Here is a 17,528-nt window from a genome sequence, read left to right as displayed (position 1 = left end):
GTTGGCTACTAGTCGCTTAATGATAGTAGCTTGACAGAGTGTGACAACGCCACCAGCAAGACATGTTCTGGTTTTGTCTTAAATAGTGAGACTCATGATCGACACTTTAAGTGTGCGTTCATGAGTCTTTTTTTGGCCTCATGGACGTGCGGAAGGGAAATATTAGATGAGTCAAAATAAATTACCACAGGCTGCTCAATGGACGACAGATCGGGCATTAAAGCAAGTCAATAGCCAGCCGACCGGATTAAGTAATCAAGCGGTGCAAACGCGCCAACAGCAGTATGGGGAAAATGCTTTAGCTGGTAAACGTCAAACAAGCTTGCTAGAAAAGTTTACTGCACAATTTAAAGACCTCATGATTATTGTCTTGATTGTGGCCGCAATTATTGCTGCCTTCACCGGTGAAGGTATTGACGCCATCATCATTTTATTGGTAGTGGTCCTTAATGCGGTTTTTGGCGTCTTTCAGGAGGCAAAAGCTGAGCAGGCAATCAATGCGCTACAAGAAATGTCTGCTCCCAATGCGCATGTATTACGAAATGGCGCCACGATGACCGTTAAAAGTGATGAGTTGGTGCCTGGCGATATCGTCTTGTTAGAAGCCGGGGATATCGTTCCGGCGGACTTGCGATTAATCGAAGTCGCGTCACTTCAAATCGAAGAATCGGCCTTAACTGGTGAGTCAGTTCCCGTTGATAAACAGTTAGCCCCAATTACGGATCCCAGTGCTGGTCTGGGTGACTTAAGTGATTTAGCTTTTATGAATAGTAATGTAACGTACGGGCGAGGAACTGGGGTGGTGGTTGCCACTGGAATGCAGACCCAAGTTGGGCGGATCGCTGGTATGTTAGATCGCACGCAGGAACGTAAAACACCGTTGCAGGAAAATTTGGCGCATTTAGGGAAAGTTCTAACTGTGCTAATTCTAGTTGTGGCGGTTATTGTCTTCGTGGTGGGGATGATTCGTGGCAATGAAACATTGGTTAATATGTTGTTAACGGCAATTTCACTGGCTGTGGCTGCGATTCCGGAAGGTTTGCCGGCCATCGTCACGATTACCTTAGCACTAGGTACAACAAGGATGGCCAGATTAAATGCGCTGGTGCGTCGTTTGCCAGCGGTTGAAACCTTAGGGAGCACGGATATTATTGCTTCTGATAAAACGGGGACTTTGACACAAAACAAAATGACCGTTGAGAAAGTGATTGTGGATGGCGACGTGCTAGACGCCAAGCAAACAGCCGGTGCGACAAGTGAAGATGATCAGGGGCTGCTAGCAAGTTTACTTTTATTAAACAACGACACTAAAACAATCGATGATCAGTTAGTCGGTGACCCAACCGAAACTGCCTTAGTTCAATACAATATCGACCATCAGGTGAATCCGGAAGACTTTTTGGCAGCCCACCCCCGCGTAGCTGAAATTCCGTTTGATTCTGAACGTAAATTAATGACGACCGTTAACCAAATGAATGAGGCCAATGATCAATTGTGGGTAACCGTAAAAGGGGCCCCTGATGAATTGTTGAAACGTGTTACTCGGATTCAAAGCAATGGTGAGATTAGCCCAATGACCGATCAATTACGTGAGCAATTATTGACCATCAATCATCAATTGGCGGTTCAAGCCTTGAGAGTATTGGCCTTTGCTTATCGACCAGTCACAACAATTCCAGCCGAGATGACTAGCAAGCAAGTCGAGCAAGATTTAATTTTTACTGGATTTGTCGGGATGATCGACCCAGAACGACCAGAAGTGGCCGGTGCCGTTGCGGAAGCAAAGTCGGCTGGGATTCGCCCGCTGATGATCACGGGCGACCATGCGGATACGGCAAAAGCGATTGCGGTTCGGTTGGGGATCATTGACGCTAATGATCAGGCTGGCGTCATTACTGGCGCACAGCTTGATGCATTGAGTGAGGCTGAGTTTTCTGATCAAGTGGAACAATATTCTGTCTACGCACGGGTGGCTCCTGAACATAAAGTTCGTATTGTCAATGCATGGCAACAAAAAGGCAAAGTGGTTGCCATGACCGGTGATGGGGTTAATGATGCCCCAGCATTAAAGGCAGCTGATATTGGTGTTGGCATGGGCATCACCGGAACTGAGGTTTCTAAAGGGGCCTCTGATATGGTGTTGGCTGACGACAACTTTTCCACGATTGTGGTGGCAGTTCGCGAAGGTCGCAAAGTGTTCGCAAATATTCAAAAGGCGATTCAATACTTGTTGTCCGCTAACTTAGGAGAAGTATTGACCCTATTTGTTATGACAATGATGGGGTGGCAAATTTTGGCACCGGTGCATATTCTGTGGATTAACTTAGTGACGGATACCTTTCCAGCGATTGCCTTAGGATTAGAACCCGCTGAGAAAAACATTATGCAACAAAAACCGCGGGGACGTTCGTCAAACTTCCTGTCGGGTGGTGTCTTTGGCAACATTATCTATCAAGGTCTGCTCGAGGGTGGCTTGACCTTACTGGTTTATTGGCTTGCATTAACATTCCCCGTCCACGCAAATGCGACGCAGGTGCATGCCGACGCGCTAACCATGGCCTTTGCGACATTGGGCTTGATTCAGCTATTCCACGCCTTTAACTCAAAATCGATTCACGGCACCATCTTCACCGCTCAATTGTTTAAAAACCGGGCGTTTAACTGGGCCATCTTAGCAGCTTTCATTCTCTTAGCTGCGACGATTGCAATTCCTGGTTTTAATGGTTTATTCCACGTCACAACGCTATCTGGTTTCCAATGGCTGATTGTCTTGAGCGCCGGGGTTGCCATGATTTTGATCGTGGAAGTGGTAAAATTGTTCCAGCGGATGGCGTCACGCCGTCACTAATTTGATTGATGACAGGAGTAAGACTTTTGAAAAAGAATTTAATGATAGCATTTGCGCGAACGCTTTCGCAGGTGATCGAAGAAACACAAACGATTCAACAAGGACTAGAGCCTTATTATACGAAGTTACGTGAAGCGCTTGATCAAGCACATTTGGATCAGATTGACGCGGCGAATCTGGCGGATATCAAGGCCGAATTTCAAGATGGGACGGAGCGCTATCGCAGCCTCCAGGAGCGACTCCAGCAATTGCAAGCGCCGGCTCGTTTTTTAGGAAAACATCGGAGTCTAGTGACAGCCTACACGACCTATGTCACTGCTTGTCAGGCCATGACTGATAGTGTTAATTTGGGTAGTCATCAAGTTGATCAAATACAATTCGACCAAGCTGAGACGGACCAGACTGAGGCGATGAACCGGATTATTCGGTTGGTGCAAACTTTAATGCAAACGCAAGCGTAATTAACGTCAAAATGATGTCAACTTGCGTATGTCTTAATCAGATCTGATTAGCGGGTGAGTTTGGGCCATGACTTATAAAAGGCGTTGCGATTTGTTGCTTTTGTGCACCACGTCGCCATGGTCAAAACGTGCGGCAAACGCCTGAGAGCTGTGCCTAGCAATAAAGTGAGCACCTTCCAAAGTAAGGAAGATGCTCACTTTTTCGCTAGTGCTCGCTCTCAATTCGGTGTTAAGTCTCACGCTTGCATTTTGGTCGAGTTAGATTGGCAATGAAATTCAGATCTTACATTGACCATTAAGTTGCGAAAATTACACTGTGTCTATTCAGGAAAGGAGAGGTAGATGACAAATGAAGCTTTGCAAGCACTAGTAGAAGAAATTTCTCTGCAGGATTTTGGTCGTCCATTTAAACATCAGGCTATTTTTAATGCCCGCTTGCGGTCAACTGGTGGCCGTTATCATTTAGTAGACCATCATATCGATATCAATCCGCGAATGATTAATGATTTTGATCGAGAAACTTTGATTGGCGTCATTCGTCATGAGTTAGTCCATTATCACCTTGCGTTGGCAGGGTTACCCTACCAACATCGTAGTCATGAATTTAAGCAGTTGCTGGCGCAAGTTGGTGGCTCCCGCTACGCACCGACGCCCAAGCAATCGGTGAAATCTAAGCACTCTGGGCGGCAGTATTATTATCATTGTCAGAAATGTGGCCGCCAATTTATTCGGCATCGGCGGGTTAATCTTGAACGGTATGCTTGTGGTTATTGCGGTGGCCGTCTCCAGCTAGACGAGTTGGTTCGCGAAGTTGGGTAGCAAAATAAACTGAAATTTTACGAAGTCATCACGCCTGATTGAATGAAGTGTTCTTACCCTGATTTAAACGTGGGGGTAAAGTTTGAGTGGTTAGAATCTTACGATTGAGCGAGGTGTGGTCCTGACAGTACTAGAAGCTGATCGACAGTGAACAACACTGTAAAAGTCCAATTTGCCACAGCTCTAAGTGGGCAACCTAATTAAAGGTCGCTGCCAGCAAATTAAAATCAACCGTTGCCTTCAATGAGAATGTTTGATAGAATCTTTCTTGTTGATGCGGCCATGGCGGAATTGGCAGACGCGCAAGATTAAGGATCTTGTGATCCCTTCGATCATCCGAGTTCAAGTCTCGGTGGCCGCATAAAAAGCAGCTTCCTGTTTTCAGGTGAAGCTGCTTTTTTGGTGTTTTGCTAATTTATTGCAGTAAAATCAAGATCGAATTTTGGTTGACCGAGACCTGGATCGACATGTAGTTGTTGAAAGTGAATTTCATATACCGCTAATGTAGGGCCAATGGCATCCCACACTTGTTGATAGTTAGGAATTAATTCAAGATAACGAGGAAGCAAGTCTGCCATTGTTTTGCTTGATGGTGCGATGTGCACGTCGTGGGCGCGGATAAACGGATTGTTTGGTGTTCCGGTAAATGGAATTGTTGTCAATGATGCATTGGCGTGTTCAGCATATAAATTAAGGGCATGGCTACCGCGAACGGAAGAAAAGTACATCGTTGTTGGTTCGTCGGAAAACCACACGAAGTTGATGACTTTAACGTCGGCTTCGTTATGAAATGAAGTGGCCAACGCGATCGTATTTGTCGTTTGGTAAACCTGTTGGAGTTGGTCTAAGGGGTTCGACATCGTAAAATTCCTCACAATCTGGTTTAATTGAGTCAATTCTAATGAAAGTTGGCAAACTTTACCAGTTGTTTACCATTTTTGCCCAGCTACACCAGCTTGATGTCTGTGCCTCAAGGCCGCCTAATTGGCAGAAAACGTCAACCAGTCAGCTTCCGCTAGTATTCAAAGTCACTCAGCTTGTTTCGCTTTGAGGTCTTTGTCGAGCCGATGCTGGTGAATGCAACCTTTAAGAAAAGCTTCAGTCTAGAATAAGAGATGTGAAAGTTTGCCTGATGGTTTACAATAAATTGAAGTTTAAAAAACAAAATCGTTAATTATCGTGGGGGATCATGAGATGAAGAACCAGCCAAATGAGAACAATATGGATTCGCGCATGCAACGCCGAAGCGCAAATCAACAAGGACCAAAGCAGCCGAAACAACACGGCACACGGCGTTGGCATCCATGGCGTTGGTTTTGGGGGATCATTATTCTCTTGTTGCTCGTGATTGTCGGTTTTGGCGCAGTTGCCTATCACAATATTAATTCGGCCACGAGTAAAGCATATAAGTCGGCCGGCATTACCAAAGCGCGTGACACAAAGGCAGTTTTGAATTCAAAAAAACCTATTTCAATTCTATTTTTAGGAACTGATACAGGGGCTCTGGGACGTTCTTATAAGGGACGAACCGATACAATCATGATTGCGACGATTAACCCGCAAACCAAAAAGATGTTGCTGGTCAGTTTGCCACGGGATACGATGACTGATATTGCTGGTTATCCAGATGAATCACCAGCTAAAATTAACGCGGCCTATGCTTATGGTGGCGTTGGCACGACGATTAAAACCGTTCAAAATTTACTAAATGTGCCTATTGATTACTACGCCCTGTTAAATATGGGGGGGTTAGAAAAGGCCATCAACGAAGTGGGTGGTGTAACGGTGACATCACCGCTGTCTTTCTCTTATGAGGGGAGTACCTTTGAAAAAGGACAAACCTATCATATGAATGGGGCAACTGCCTTGAAATTTTCGCGGATGCGCTATGACGATCCACAAGGAGATTATGGGCGCCAAACGCGCCAACGATTGGTTGTGGAAGCTTTATTCCGGAAATCAATTGCTGTCCAAACGGTCCTGAATTCGAGCTTCTTGAATTCGATTTCCTCACAATCGCAAACCGATTTGACAAATTCGGATTTAGTTAAGCTAGCTCAGAATTATCGATCAGCAACTAAAAATATCAGTAGCGACCATATGCAAGGCCAAGGCCAGATGATTAACGGACAATCTTTTGAAGTTGTCGGCCATAGCGAAAAGCAACGGGTGACCAATGAGTTGAGAACAAGTCTTGATTTAAGTGCGAAAACGGATGAATGATTGAAAAGAATTAGATGAACAGTTGATTAAGCAAAAATGCCAATTTCCTTCTAGAAACGTCTAGAAGGAAATTGGCATTTTTGGTTGTTAATTAGCGTTGACGGACAATTTGAGTTGGTGGTGTTCATTACGTATAAAGTGACCTTACCAACTTGCTTTGCGAACACCAGGAATTTTGCCTTGTAAGGCAAGCTGACGGAAATTAAGACGTGAGAGCCCAAAGCGACGTAAGTAGGCATGTGGCCGACCGTCGATTTGGTCACGTCGGTGAATTCTAACAGGTGAGGCATTTTTAGGCAGTGCTGCTAATCCAGCATAATCTTTTGCTGCTTTTAAAGTCGCCCGCTTTTCTGCATATTTTGCCACGGTTGCTTCAATACGTTGTTCTTTAATGATCTTGGATTTTTTAGCCATTTACACGACTCCTTTATGATAGTTTTTGTTGCAAAGAGTAATAGTTACCATTTAGTATACCAAATCAACTTACAAAAAGAAAGAGAACTGGCCCAAAATTCACCATGTTTTGTAAGTTGCTGACTTGGCTCGCCTAGGATTTCAGTAAAGTTAAGAAAAAGATTTTCTCTGAATGAGTATTGAGACAAAAAAGTTGATCAATTTTTATGACATAAAAATGCCTTTCTATCAACCTGTCTAGTCCATTTTAAACGAAAGCACAGTGGCTCAACGATTTTTTACTTGATGTAAGCGCTTCACTAGGCTATGCTAATCACGTGCTGAAGAGTTAATTGCCAATTATAATCCGGCCATTTTTTAAAGTATCAAAAAATTTTTCATTATTTTCTGGAAGCGCTTTTTTTGGCAGTTAACTTGCGCTATGATACACTTATCCCCGAGTCGTCAATAAGTCAGCAATTAATGAACGACTTTTGAATAACGACCAAGCGAAAGGAGGTTGATGCAATGCTCGCTATCGTGCTAGCCAGCCATGGCGGCTTCGCTGAGGGAATTAAGGAATCCGCTGATATGATTTTCGGTAAGCAAGAAAAAGTCGCGGCGGTTTCATTTTCACCTGATGAGGGGCCCGATGAGTTACAGCGTAAGTTCGAAACTGTCGTAGATGGTTTCGATGCGGACGATGAAATTTTGTTTCTTGTAGATTTGTGGGGTGGCTCTCCGTTTAACATCACTAGTCGGCTAGTTACCAAACAGCCGGAACGAATGGCCCTAATTACAGGTCTGAATTTGGCGATGTTAATTGAGGCTTACACAGTTCGCAACCAGCCCCTTGAAACGGTTATTCCACATTTAGAGGAGATTGCTAAGGCTGGTGTGAAGCACCTAGATCAACATTCGTTAGAGCAGGGGGCTGAATAAATGACGATGGAAATCCGCTTAGCACGCATTGACTCACGTTTGCTGCATGGTCAAGTGGCCACTGTTTGGACAAAAGCCATCGCTCCAAATCGGATTATGGTCGTTTCTGATGGCGTGGCGCACGATAATTTACGGAAGACATTGATTACTCAGGCGGCACCGCCAGGGGTAAAAGTCAATGTGATTACTGTCGATAAACTCGCTGAGATTTATTCTGATGAGCGATTCGATGACGTGCATGCCTTTCTACTGTTTGAAACACCACAAGACGTGTTGCGAGCGGTAAATAGCGGTGTCAAATTGGCATCAGTTAACATTGGTAGCCTGAGCTTTACAGATGGCAAAACAATGATCACTGATGCAATTGCAGTGGGTAAGAATGATGCACAGACTTTCCACCAACTGCATGATGATGGGATTACTTTGGAAGTTCGTAAAGTGCCCGGAGACCACGCACAGGATTTAATGGCTCTCCTCGAACAACATGGCTTCTAATACATCATCACACTAACTAATGGTATCAAATTATATTTTTAGGAGGGACACTCATGGTAGGTATTATCTTAGCCAGTCATGGTGGCTTTGCTGAAGGCATTTACCAATCTGGTGAAATGATTTTCGGCAAGCAGGACAATGTTCAAACAGTCACCTTACTGCCAAGCGAAGGCCCAGATGATGTTCATGCCAAATTTGAAAAAGCAGTAGCCAGTTTTGACGATCCAAGTCAGGTGCTATTGTTAATCGATCTTTGGGGTGGAACACCATTTAATCAGGCCAGCAACCTCTTTGAGGAACATAAAGATACTTGGGCAATTGTCACCGGGATGAATTTGCCGATGGTGATTGAGGCTTATGGTTCTCGAATGACGATGGATTCGGCGCAAGAAATTGCGGCACACATCATCGAAACGGCTAAGGATGGGGTCAAGGCCAAGCCTGAGTCATTGGTACCAGCAGCACCTGCTGCTTCAACTGATGACAATCAACCAAAAGCTGCCATCGCTCCAGGAACAGTCTTAGGCGATGGACATATTAAGTTCGTATTGGCGCGGGTTGACTCCCGTCTATTGCACGGGCAAGTTGCCACTGCATGGACGCGTTCCGTTAACCCCGATCGGATCATTGTTGCTTCTGATAATGTGGCAAAAGATGCATTACGAAAGAATATGATCGTTGAGGCGACACCGCCTGGTGTGAAAGCAAATGTGATTCCAATCGACAAGTTTATTGAAATCACTAAGGATCCTCGTTTCGGAGCAACCAAAGCCTTGGTTTTATTTGAAACACCAGAGGATGCTTTACGAGCAATTGAAGGTGGCGCTGACATCAAGACGCTAAACATTGGTTCAATGGCTCACTCAGCTGGTAAAGTTGCTGTTTCTAATGTTCTGTCATTGGGGAAGGAAGATATCGAAACCTTTGACAAGCTTAAGGCGGACGGTGTGAAGTTTGACGTTCGTAAAGTGCCAGATGATTCTTCCTCTAATATGGATGAAATCGTCGAAAAGGCACGCAAAGCCCTCGGAAATAACGCATAAAGCGTTCACATAGAAAAGGAGGATTCTCAGATGTCTGCTATTTCGATGATTTTAGTTGTTTTCGTTGCATTCCTTGCCGGCATGGAAGGGATCTTGGATGAATTTGAATTCCATCAGCCTGTCATTGCCTGTACGCTAATCGGGTTAGTTACGGGTCACTTGGCTGCTGGGTTAATTTTAGGTGGTTCATTACAAATGATCGCGCTTGGCTGGGCCAACATTGGTGCGGCTGTCGCTCCTGATGCTGCCTTAGCATCCGTTGCATCTGCTATTATTTTGGTTCAAGGTGGTCAAGGTACTAAAGGTGTCGGTTCTGCGATTGCGATTGCAATTCCGTTGGCCGTTGCTGGTTTATTCTTAACGATGATTGTTCGGACGATTACAGTGGCAATTGTTCACTTGATGGATGCGGCTGCTGAAAAGGGTAATTATCGATCGATCAATTTCTGGCAAATTGTCTGTATCTGTCTACAAGGATTGCGGATTGCAATTCCAGCTGCCTTACTGCTAGTTATTCCAGCTAGTCAAGTGCGTAGTATGCTAGAAGCAATGCCTGCTTGGTTATCAGATGGGATGGCCATTGGTGGTGGTATGGTGGTTGCCGTTGGTTACGCCATGGTCATCAACATGATGGCTTCCAGTGAAGTTTGGCCATTCTTCGCCATTGGGTTTGTCATTGCTGCACTTTCTGACTTAACTTTAATCGCGATCGGGACATTAGGTCTCTCATTAGCATTGATGTACTTGAAGTTGGACAGTGGTCACTCCGATAACGGGGGTGGCGGTAGTAATAATACTGGCGATCCACTCGGCGATATCCTCGACGATTATTAAGATTAAGGGAGGAAAACGAACATGGCTGATAACAAAATTACGCTAACTAAACGAGACCGGCTGCACGTTGCTTGGCGTTCCACCTTTATTCAAGGGTCGTGGAACTATGAACGGATGCAAAATGGTGGCTGGTGTTATTCATTAATTCCAGCATTGAACAAATTGTACAAAAATAAAGAGGACCGCATTGCTGCCTACAAGCGACACTTGGAATTCTTTAACACTCACCCATACTTAGCTTCACCGATTATCGGGGTGACATTAGCTTTGGAAGAAGAACGGGCTAACGGTGCCGAAGTGGATGATGTTGCGATCCAAGGGGTTAAAGTTGGGATGATGGGACCATTAGCCGGGGTTGGTGACCCAGTCTTCTGGTACACGGTTCGCCCAATTGTTGGGGCGCTTGGTGCTTCATTAGCATTAGGCGGTAACATTCTTGGTCCAATCTTATTCTTTGTCGTCTGGAACTTAATTCGTTGGGGCTTTATGTGGTACACCCAAGAATTTGGTTACCGGGCTGGTTCGCGAATCACCGAAGACTTATCTGGTGGTTTGTTACAATCAGTTACGCGTGGGGCTTCAATGATGGGGATGTTTGTCATTGGTGCCTTGATCGAACGGTGGGTTAACATTAAGTTTGTTCCGGTGGTCTCCAAGATTAAGCAACAAAAAGGAGCTTACATCGAATGGGACAAGTTGCCTAAAGGTCCTAAAGGAATTCAAGAAGCGCTGACCCAGTATAATTTGGGGAAGGGGCTGTCACTTTCAAACATTAAAGTGACGACTTTACAAGATAACTTAGATCAATTGATTCCAGGCTTAGCGGCTTTACTGTTAACTTTCTTGTGCATGTGGTTATTGAAGAAGAAAGTTTCACCAATTGTCATCATCTTAGGCATTTTCGTTGTCGGGGTTGGTGGACACGTGATCGGATTGTTCTAATTTTAAGTTGAACAGTCGCTGTTGTACGAATTAGTTTCAGATAGCGGTCGGATCTTACGGAATGTGAGAATCGGCCGCTATTGATTTACGGTACAGAATATGGTTTGATGACCATAGTTCTAATCGAATGAGGAGAGTAACATGGTAGAATCCTTAAATGCAAAAGTTGAATTGACGACACCCGGGACGTCCTACCTTGGAGTTGGTGACTATGGTCAAATCATGATCGGTGATAAAGCGTTTGAATTTTATAATGATCGGGATACGAGTAAATTCATTCAAATCCCTTGGGATGAAGTAGATGTCGTCATCGCTTCGGTGATGTTTGGCGGACGGTGGATTCCCCGGTACGCTTTACGGACTAAGAAGAATGGCACTTATAAATTTTCGTCTAGAAAACCCAAAGTTGTTTTAAGAGCAATTCGCGAGCATGTCCCGGCAGAACATCTTGTACGGTCACTGACCTTTTTCCAAGTGATGCGACGCAATTTAAAACGGTTGTTTCATCGAAATTCTGAGCCAAAACGGTTAAAGTAATTAAAAAATTGAATGTTGTTTAAGTTTGATTCAAAAGGCAATTTCACCAAACATGGTGGTGTTGCCTTTTTGATATTTTAGTTGAGAATTTTACAGTTAATGCGCGTGTTATACTGAGCGAGAACTCAAATAGATAGAAGATGAGAAAATGACGATATTTTTTGAAAGCGCGCAAGGTGTGTTCATGATCGTCTTGATGGTCGCGGTAGGCTACGTTTTAGCGTGGCGAGGCTGGTTTGATGAATCTGCCAAACAATTGTTAGCCAAATTGGTGACCCAAGTTGCGTTACCACCGTACATGATTGTTTCGATTACGAAGGATTTTTCTCGGCGGCAGCTTGACCAATTTTTACCAGCCTTACGATTTCCGGTTCTATCAATGCTCATTCTAATGGGGTTAGCCTGGGCACTGGTGTTTGTCTTAAAAATTGATGAAAGTCGTCGAGGCCTGTTTACATCAATGTTCTTTAATTCAAATACAGTTTTTGTCGGTTTGCCCATCAATTTAGCGATTTTTGGCCGTGCTAGTTTGCCGTATGTTTTAGTCTATTACATGGCCAATACCACTATCTTTTGGACGCTGGGCGTGATGTTTATTCAACGTGACGGAGCGTTGCATGGACATTTAACAGTCAGTGGGGTGCTTAAAAAAATCTTTTCCGCACCGCTAATTGGGTTCTTAATTGGGGTTGCTTTGGTGTTAGCGGACATTCGCTTGCCACATTTTCTCAACCAAACGTTCAACTACTTGGGTGGATTGACAATTCCTTTGTCCATGTTATTTATCGGTGTTTCTGTTTTTGATGCTGGGCTACGTAATATGCGGCTTAATCGAAGCAGTTTGGGTGTTTTAGCGGGTCGGTTTATCTTTGCGCCATTGTTAATGCTCGCATTGGTCATCCCCGCCAATATTCCATTATTAATGAAACAGGTGTTTATTTTACAGGCAGGAATGCCAGTGATGACCAATGCCCCAGTGGTGGCCAAGCTATATCACGCTGATGCAGATTTTGCCTCCATTATGGTGTCGGAAACGACTCTGTTATCCTTAATTTTCGTGCCCATGATGATGCTAGTGATTCAACATGTTGTGTAGTGAGTGATAAAGAACCAATAGCTGGGTGGCAAAGAGTAAGACACGGGCGAGCAACCGATATTTGCAGATATAGGTGACTGAAAAAATGCTAAAGAACGGTCCCATCGGGCATTGATTGCTGATTAACAACAGCGTGTTACATTAAAACAAAAGATGTATTAAACGTTAAGACGGGGAAAACTTGAGAAATAAGTGACAAAATTAACAAGCCTTCGTTCTTAAGTGGTGCGATCCAATGAATAAAAGTTGAGAAATCCTTAACTTTTTTATGAGCTTTATGCTTTGTGAAACCTTGATACAAAGGGATTCTTAAGTATTTTTAGGAAGAAAAGTAATGTTTTTGTAACGTTCGTAACAAAGTGTTATATGGCTGCTATCGCCCTGTCATACGAATGGCTTAATATGTTCACCAGTGAGTGTTACATACGACCTGTTACACGGGATGAATTGACTAGGAGTGACTAACGTGAAAAAATCAATTAAAACTGCTTTATTAACTACTGCCGGTGCTGCCAGTGTTCTCGCTGGAGTTTCCGCTGCAAATGCATCAACGATCAAAACAATTAAAGGTGACACGGTTTGGAACTTTGCTCAAAAGAACCACACAACGGTAGATGCCATTGTTAAGGCTAACCACCTTTCAAATGCCAACTTAATTTATGTTGGTCAGTCATTGGTTATTCCTGACGCCAATGATGAAGCTGCCACCCAAACTACTACTGCGGCCAGTGATGCTCCTGCATCCACTGCGCCTGCCTCTGATGCTGCTGCAACATCGACAGCCAGTGAGGCTTCTGCAGCAACCACTACGGTGGATGCTAATGGTGACTACACAGTTCAAGCGGGTGACACTTTGTCAGCTATCAGTGCAAAGACTGGTGTGTCTATCGCTGATCTTGCCGCTTACAGCAACATTAGTAATCAGAACTTCTTGTTAGTTGGCCAGACAATTCACACTACTGGCACTGCCAGTGCAGTTGCGAGTGAAGCACCAGTATCACAAGCAAGTCAAGCACCTGCTTCTTCAGAAGCTACTAGCCAGGCCCCTGCATCAGTAGCTAGCCAAGCTCCTGTTTCACAAACTAGCCAGGCCCCTGCATCACAAACTAGTCAAGCACAGCCAAGTGCTGCGCCTGCTACTAGCAATGCAGCTCCAACAACACCAACGACTAATCCAAGTGCACCAGCAGCTGTTTACGGTAACGCTGCTGCTGCCGGTGAAGCTGGCTTCTTCAGCGGTGTACAAGGTTATCCAGCAGGTCAATGTACAGCCTTTGTTGCCGGTATCTTACAAGCTTCTGGCGTACCAGCCTCTGAATGGACTTACCTTGGCAATGGGGATGCCTGGGGTGCTAACGCCGCTGCCCGTGGCGTAGCTGTTGATCACAACCCAGTGGCTGGCTCAGTTGCTTACTTTAGTTACATGCATGTGGCTTACGTTACTAGTGTTAACGGTAACGGCACAGTTAACATCATCGAAGGTAACTTTAGTGGAATGTCATATCATGCTCGAACAATTTCTGCTAGCGAAGCAGCTGGTTACATTCATTTCTAAAGCAAATCAATCAATTTTTAAAGGCCGTTCCGATATGGATGCGGCCTTTTTTGTTTGCAACAAATTTTTCACATGTTACGATACAATTGCATGAGTATCATTAACATAGAGAGAAGATTAGGATGATGAGTGAGTTAGTTATCTTACGCCACGGTGAAAGTACCGCTAATCGGGATAATATCTATACAGGTTGGTCTGATGTGTCGCTAACGCCACGTGGCCGTGAGCAAGGACACCGAGCTGGAAAGCTTGTCGCCCAAACTGGGATTGCTTTTACGGATGTTCATACTTCATTGCTACAACGGGCAATCGAAACAACCCATTTAGTTTTGGACGAATGTAACCAACTGTGGTTGCCTGAACACAAGACTTGGCGTCTCAATGAGCGGCATTATGGTGCGTTGCGCGGCCAAAATAAAGATTGGACACGCCAAGTGTACGGAGAGCGGCAAGTTGCGCAATGGCGTCGAGGCTTTCGCGTCGTACCCCCCTTATTAGCCCATCCGGACCATGAACAGGACCGTCGATATGCGAAGCTACCAGCGACGGTATTAACGCGAGGAGAAAGTCTGGCGATGACGTTAGCGCGGTTACAGCCATATTGGACTGATGTAATTGTACCGAATCTGTTAGATGGTCATAATCAGCTAGTGGTCGCGCATGGCAGCACGTTAAGAGCCTTGATCAAGTATTTAGAGCAGATTAGCGATGAGGCGATTAGCCAAGTTGAAGTTCCTAATGGCCAGCCAATTCACTATACGTTTAATCACAAAATGCAGATTGTTAATAAGGAAATTTTAAGCCAATGAATGGCTGACTGCGCAAGCAAATATTCAGCTAAAAAGTAAAAGACCTGATTTTTCGCATTGACGAAAAATCAGGTCTTTTTGACTGAATTGAAATTCAATTTTTGGGGTGGGTGAGTGGGAAGCTAATTGTGAAAATCGTGCCATGTGGCACATTGTCGGTAATACTAATACGGCCCCGGTGGCTATCGGCAATCCATTTCGCAATTGATAAGCCTAATCCGTTGCCACCAGTTGCCCGGCTACGAGATTTATCAACGCGATAGAAACGGTCAAAGACGTGTGGTTTGTCGGCATCAGCAATACCGATGCCAGTATCCTTAATTTGTAACTCCCAGCGTGTGCCCACAACACGTGCCATTAAGGTTACCGTGTCACCTGGATCAGTGTACTTCAGTGCGTTATCCAAAAAGATGACGATTAATTGGTGAATGCGCTGTTTATCGATCGTTAGACGCCGATCTAGATCGATTTGTTCGGTGAATTGTTTGTCTTGACTGGCAGCAATTTCGGAATAGGGCTGACTTACTTCAGTTAAGAATGCCTTCATGGGCACTGTTTCTGTACGAATCTGCGTCATATTTGAATCTGATCGTGCAAGTAAGAGTAAATCACTGGTTAAAGAATTTAACCGGCGTACTTCAGACAATGAAAGGGTGATTTGCTCAGTTTGGTCCATAATTTTATCATTAGGATGGGTCAGCATTAATTCCAATTTATTTTGAATAACCGTTAGCGGCGTACGCAATTCGTGAGCAGCGTTGGCAACGAACTCGCGTTGAAGTTGCCACGACCTTAAGATCGGTCGCATGTTTAAACGGGCTAGCACATAGCTAAGTAATATCGAAATGACCCAAAAAATAAGCATGGACCACGTTAATACACGTTTGAAGACTTCGATGGAAGCTTTTTCGGAATCAGTATTGGTGACAATCATCAGGTAGTCGCCAGCGTAAGCTAAGTTTGAATTTGTTTTGGGAACATAAAAAGTCAACGTTCGAAAATTGTTTTGCTGATTGATACGGACATCGTGTAGCTCATTTAGATGTCCCTTATTTAACTTCAATTGTTGTAAAACAGCCGTATAGTTATCCTGACCATTGGGCGCGGAACTGCTAGAATCGCTCTTAGCGCTGGGACTGGTCTGTTGACGTGTCGCTGGCGTATTGACAGCGCCATTCAGTAATTTTCCTTTGCGATCAAAGACGAGAATCGAGGTTCGAAATGCGATCGCACGAAAGGCGTCTTGGCTTGGTGCACCACCGGTAACCGGTTTGTTTAATAGTAGTTGACGTTGAACCCGGATACCGCGGTCAACACCTTGGTAAATCGAGGGCTGAAAGACCCGCCAAAGAATCGTGCCAAGTGATAAAAAAATTAAGGCAAAGCTGATTAATTCGCTTAGGAATAGCCACCATTGTTGCCGACCAAAGGCATGTGTTGCTTGTTTTTTATTCACGGCTCAACTCCTACCAAATAACCGGCGTTTCGCAATGTTTTAATGTATTGATCAGCACCGAATGGTTTTAATTTCTTTCGGAGATTAGAAACATAAACTTCAACCACTGTGATAGAAGTTTCTGAATCAAACCCCCAAAGTCGATCGAAGATTTGATCCTTCGTCACGATGGTGCCTTGATTTTGAATGAAGTACACTAAGAGATCAAACTCTTTACCATTTAGCTGGACGGATTGTTCTTGAATAATGACCGCGTGATTTTGCAAATTAACCTCAATGTCGCCCATCCGAAGGACATTTTCGTTCAGAAAGTGCCCCGTGCGCTTAATTAATGCTCGAACACGCAGCATTAGTTCCTCACGATGGAAAGGCTTCGTCAAATAATCATCAGCGCCTAAGTTAAACCCACGAATCTTATCATCAAGGCCGTCCTTGGCTGTCAAAAATAAAACAGGGACGTCCAAATGCTGAGTACGAATAGCCTTTAAGACATCTAAGCCACTTTCAGACGGCAACATCCAGTCGAGAATAATTAAATCATAAATCCCTTGTGTCGCCATAAATTCGCCCTCTTCGCCATCAAAGGCCTGATCACAATCTAATAGGTCAACCAGCAATTCCTTAATGCCGTCTGAAACAGAATGATCGTCTTCAATAATTAAGCCACGTGCGCGCTGTTGCATGGTGGTCCCCTCCTAAAGGTAAGCTTTCTTAACGCTTATTGTAGTCGAAAATCTCCGCGGATGCGACCGCAGTTGCGGGTTGGGGGAGCAGCCAGCCGCTATCGATGACTTCATGATAATGTTTGGTGATGGGCAACCAGATCTCGGCCTGCAAAATATCTAACATCGTTGCCCAAAATAACGGATCCCGTTTTTGCTGACGGGTTAGGTGCAATTGAAAACGTTGCCCGGTTTCTGTTTCAGCGATGATCAGTGGACAATGAGCACTGACCACTTTGGCAGCAATAAGGTTGGCTGAATCTTTTAACATGAGCATCGCTCCATTCGTGTGACGTGATTTTGATTCTTAACCAGCATAAAAAGATCAGCATAAGGCTAGCTTAAAAAGGGAG

Annotated in this window: 18 protein-coding genes and 1 tRNA gene; 14 read left to right on the top strand and 5 right to left on the bottom strand. The window is 44.5% G+C overall.

What is annotated here, in order from left to right:
- Window positions 1–166 precede the first annotated feature (166 nt).
- The 4 genes from ACKTR2_RS08155 to ACKTR2_RS08140 all read left to right on the top strand — a co-directional run bounded on the left by ACKTR2_RS08155 (window position 167) and on the right by ACKTR2_RS08140 (window position 4,489).
- Entirely contained in the window at window positions 167–2,848 is a 2,682-nt protein-coding gene (locus tag ACKTR2_RS08155; protein WP_407884330.1) for a cation-translocating P-type ATPase, read from the top strand.
- 26 nt (window positions 2,849–2,874) lie between these two features.
- Window positions 2,875–3,309, top strand: a complete 435-nt coding sequence (locus tag ACKTR2_RS08150; RefSeq protein ID WP_407884329.1) for a hypothetical protein — start codon at window positions 2,875–2,877, stop codon at window positions 3,307–3,309.
- Between the two features lie 342 nt (window positions 3,310–3,651).
- Window positions 3,652–4,128 (top strand): SprT family protein, encoded by a 477-nt coding sequence (locus tag ACKTR2_RS08145; RefSeq protein WP_407884327.1) that lies wholly within the window; start codon window positions 3,652–3,654, stop codon window positions 4,126–4,128.
- Between the two features lie 276 nt (window positions 4,129–4,404).
- Window positions 4,405–4,489 (top strand) — tRNA-Leu (locus ACKTR2_RS08140).
- 49 nt (window positions 4,490–4,538) lie between these two features.
- Here ACKTR2_RS08140 and ACKTR2_RS08135 read toward each other — a convergent pair.
- Complete coding sequence (locus ACKTR2_RS08135; RefSeq protein ID WP_407884325.1) at window positions 4,539–4,988, bottom strand: pyridoxamine 5'-phosphate oxidase; 450 nt, start codon at window positions 4,986–4,988, stop codon at window positions 4,539–4,541.
- A gap of 334 nt (window positions 4,989–5,322) precedes the next feature.
- Here ACKTR2_RS08135 and ACKTR2_RS08130 point away from each other — a divergent pair, with 334 nt between their 5' ends.
- Window positions 5,323–6,351, top strand: a complete 1,029-nt coding sequence (locus tag ACKTR2_RS08130; protein ID WP_407884323.1) for an LCP family protein — start codon at window positions 5,323–5,325, stop codon at window positions 6,349–6,351.
- 144 nt (window positions 6,352–6,495) lie between these two features.
- On the opposite strand, the gene rpsN is transcribed toward ACKTR2_RS08130, so the two are convergent.
- Window positions 6,496–6,765, bottom strand: a complete 270-nt coding sequence (rpsN, locus tag ACKTR2_RS08125; RefSeq protein ID WP_407884321.1) for a 30S ribosomal protein S14 — start codon at window positions 6,763–6,765, stop codon at window positions 6,496–6,498.
- Window positions 6,766–7,272: 507 nt separating this feature from the next.
- On the opposite strand from rpsN, the gene ACKTR2_RS08120 reads away from it, so the two are divergent.
- The 9 genes from ACKTR2_RS08120 (at window position 7,273) to ACKTR2_RS08080 (ending at window position 14,997) form a co-directional block, all read left to right on the top strand.
- Complete coding sequence (locus ACKTR2_RS08120; RefSeq protein WP_407884319.1) at window positions 7,273–7,686, top strand: PTS sugar transporter subunit IIA; 414 nt, start codon at window positions 7,273–7,275, stop codon at window positions 7,684–7,686.
- A complete protein-coding gene (locus ACKTR2_RS08115; RefSeq protein ID WP_407884317.1) occupies window positions 7,687–8,181 on the top strand; it encodes a PTS system mannose/fructose/N-acetylgalactosamine-transporter subunit IIB in 495 nt (164 codons plus the stop codon).
- A 53-nt stretch (window positions 8,182–8,234) separates the two neighbouring features.
- Entirely contained in the window at window positions 8,235–9,224 is a 990-nt protein-coding gene (locus ACKTR2_RS08110; RefSeq protein WP_407884315.1) for a PTS sugar transporter subunit IIB, read from the top strand.
- A 30-nt stretch (window positions 9,225–9,254) separates the two neighbouring features.
- Window positions 9,255–10,058, top strand: coding sequence for a PTS mannose/fructose/sorbose transporter subunit IIC (locus ACKTR2_RS08105; protein WP_407884313.1), 804 nt, complete (start codon window positions 9,255–9,257; stop codon window positions 10,056–10,058).
- Window positions 10,059–10,079: 21 nt separating this feature from the next.
- Entirely contained in the window at window positions 10,080–11,000 is a 921-nt protein-coding gene (locus tag ACKTR2_RS08100; protein ID WP_407884311.1) for a PTS system mannose/fructose/sorbose family transporter subunit IID, read from the top strand.
- A gap of 141 nt (window positions 11,001–11,141) precedes the next feature.
- Window positions 11,142–11,537, top strand: coding sequence for a DUF956 family protein (locus ACKTR2_RS08095; protein WP_407884309.1), 396 nt, complete (start codon window positions 11,142–11,144; stop codon window positions 11,535–11,537).
- 148 nt (window positions 11,538–11,685) lie between these two features.
- Window positions 11,686–12,633: an AEC family transporter gene (locus tag ACKTR2_RS08090; protein WP_407884307.1), complete on the top strand. Its 948-nt coding sequence runs from the start codon at window positions 11,686–11,688 to the stop codon at window positions 12,631–12,633.
- 466 nt (window positions 12,634–13,099) lie between these two features.
- On the top strand, window positions 13,100–14,188 hold the full coding sequence (locus ACKTR2_RS08085; RefSeq protein ID WP_407884305.1) for a LysM peptidoglycan-binding domain-containing protein: 1,089 nt from the start codon (window positions 13,100–13,102) through the stop codon (window positions 14,186–14,188).
- A 125-nt stretch (window positions 14,189–14,313) separates the two neighbouring features.
- The gene (locus ACKTR2_RS08080) at window positions 14,314–14,997 is read left to right on the top strand and encodes a 2,3-bisphosphoglycerate-dependent phosphoglycerate mutase (protein ID WP_407884354.1); all 684 of its coding nucleotides are present in this window, start codon (window positions 14,314–14,316) and stop codon (window positions 14,995–14,997) included.
- Between the two features lie 94 nt (window positions 14,998–15,091).
- Here the strand turns inward: ACKTR2_RS08080 and ACKTR2_RS08075 are convergent, their stop codons facing one another.
- From ACKTR2_RS08075 to ACKTR2_RS08065, 3 genes are read right to left on the bottom strand one after another with little or no spacing between them, the layout of a single operon-like run.
- Window positions 15,092–16,453, bottom strand: coding sequence for a sensor histidine kinase (locus ACKTR2_RS08075; protein WP_407884303.1), 1,362 nt, complete (start codon window positions 16,451–16,453; stop codon window positions 15,092–15,094).
- A complete protein-coding gene (locus tag ACKTR2_RS08070; protein ID WP_407884302.1) occupies window positions 16,450–17,136 on the bottom strand; it encodes a response regulator transcription factor in 687 nt (228 codons plus the stop codon). Before ACKTR2_RS08070 ends, ACKTR2_RS08075 begins: the two co-directional genes overlap by 4 nt.
- Window positions 17,137–17,164: 28 nt before the next feature.
- The gene (locus tag ACKTR2_RS08065; RefSeq protein WP_407884300.1) at window positions 17,165–17,446 is read right to left on the bottom strand and encodes a hypothetical protein; all 282 of its coding nucleotides are present in this window, start codon (window positions 17,444–17,446) and stop codon (window positions 17,165–17,167) included.
- Window positions 17,447–17,528: the final 82 nt, after the last annotated feature.

This window comes from Furfurilactobacillus curtus (assembly GCF_045862785.1).
Lineage (GTDB): Bacteria > Bacillota > Bacilli > Lactobacillales > Lactobacillaceae > Furfurilactobacillus > Furfurilactobacillus curtus.
Note: the sequence above shows the minus strand (reverse complement) of the source record. Positions and strands in the feature narration are given on the sequence as shown.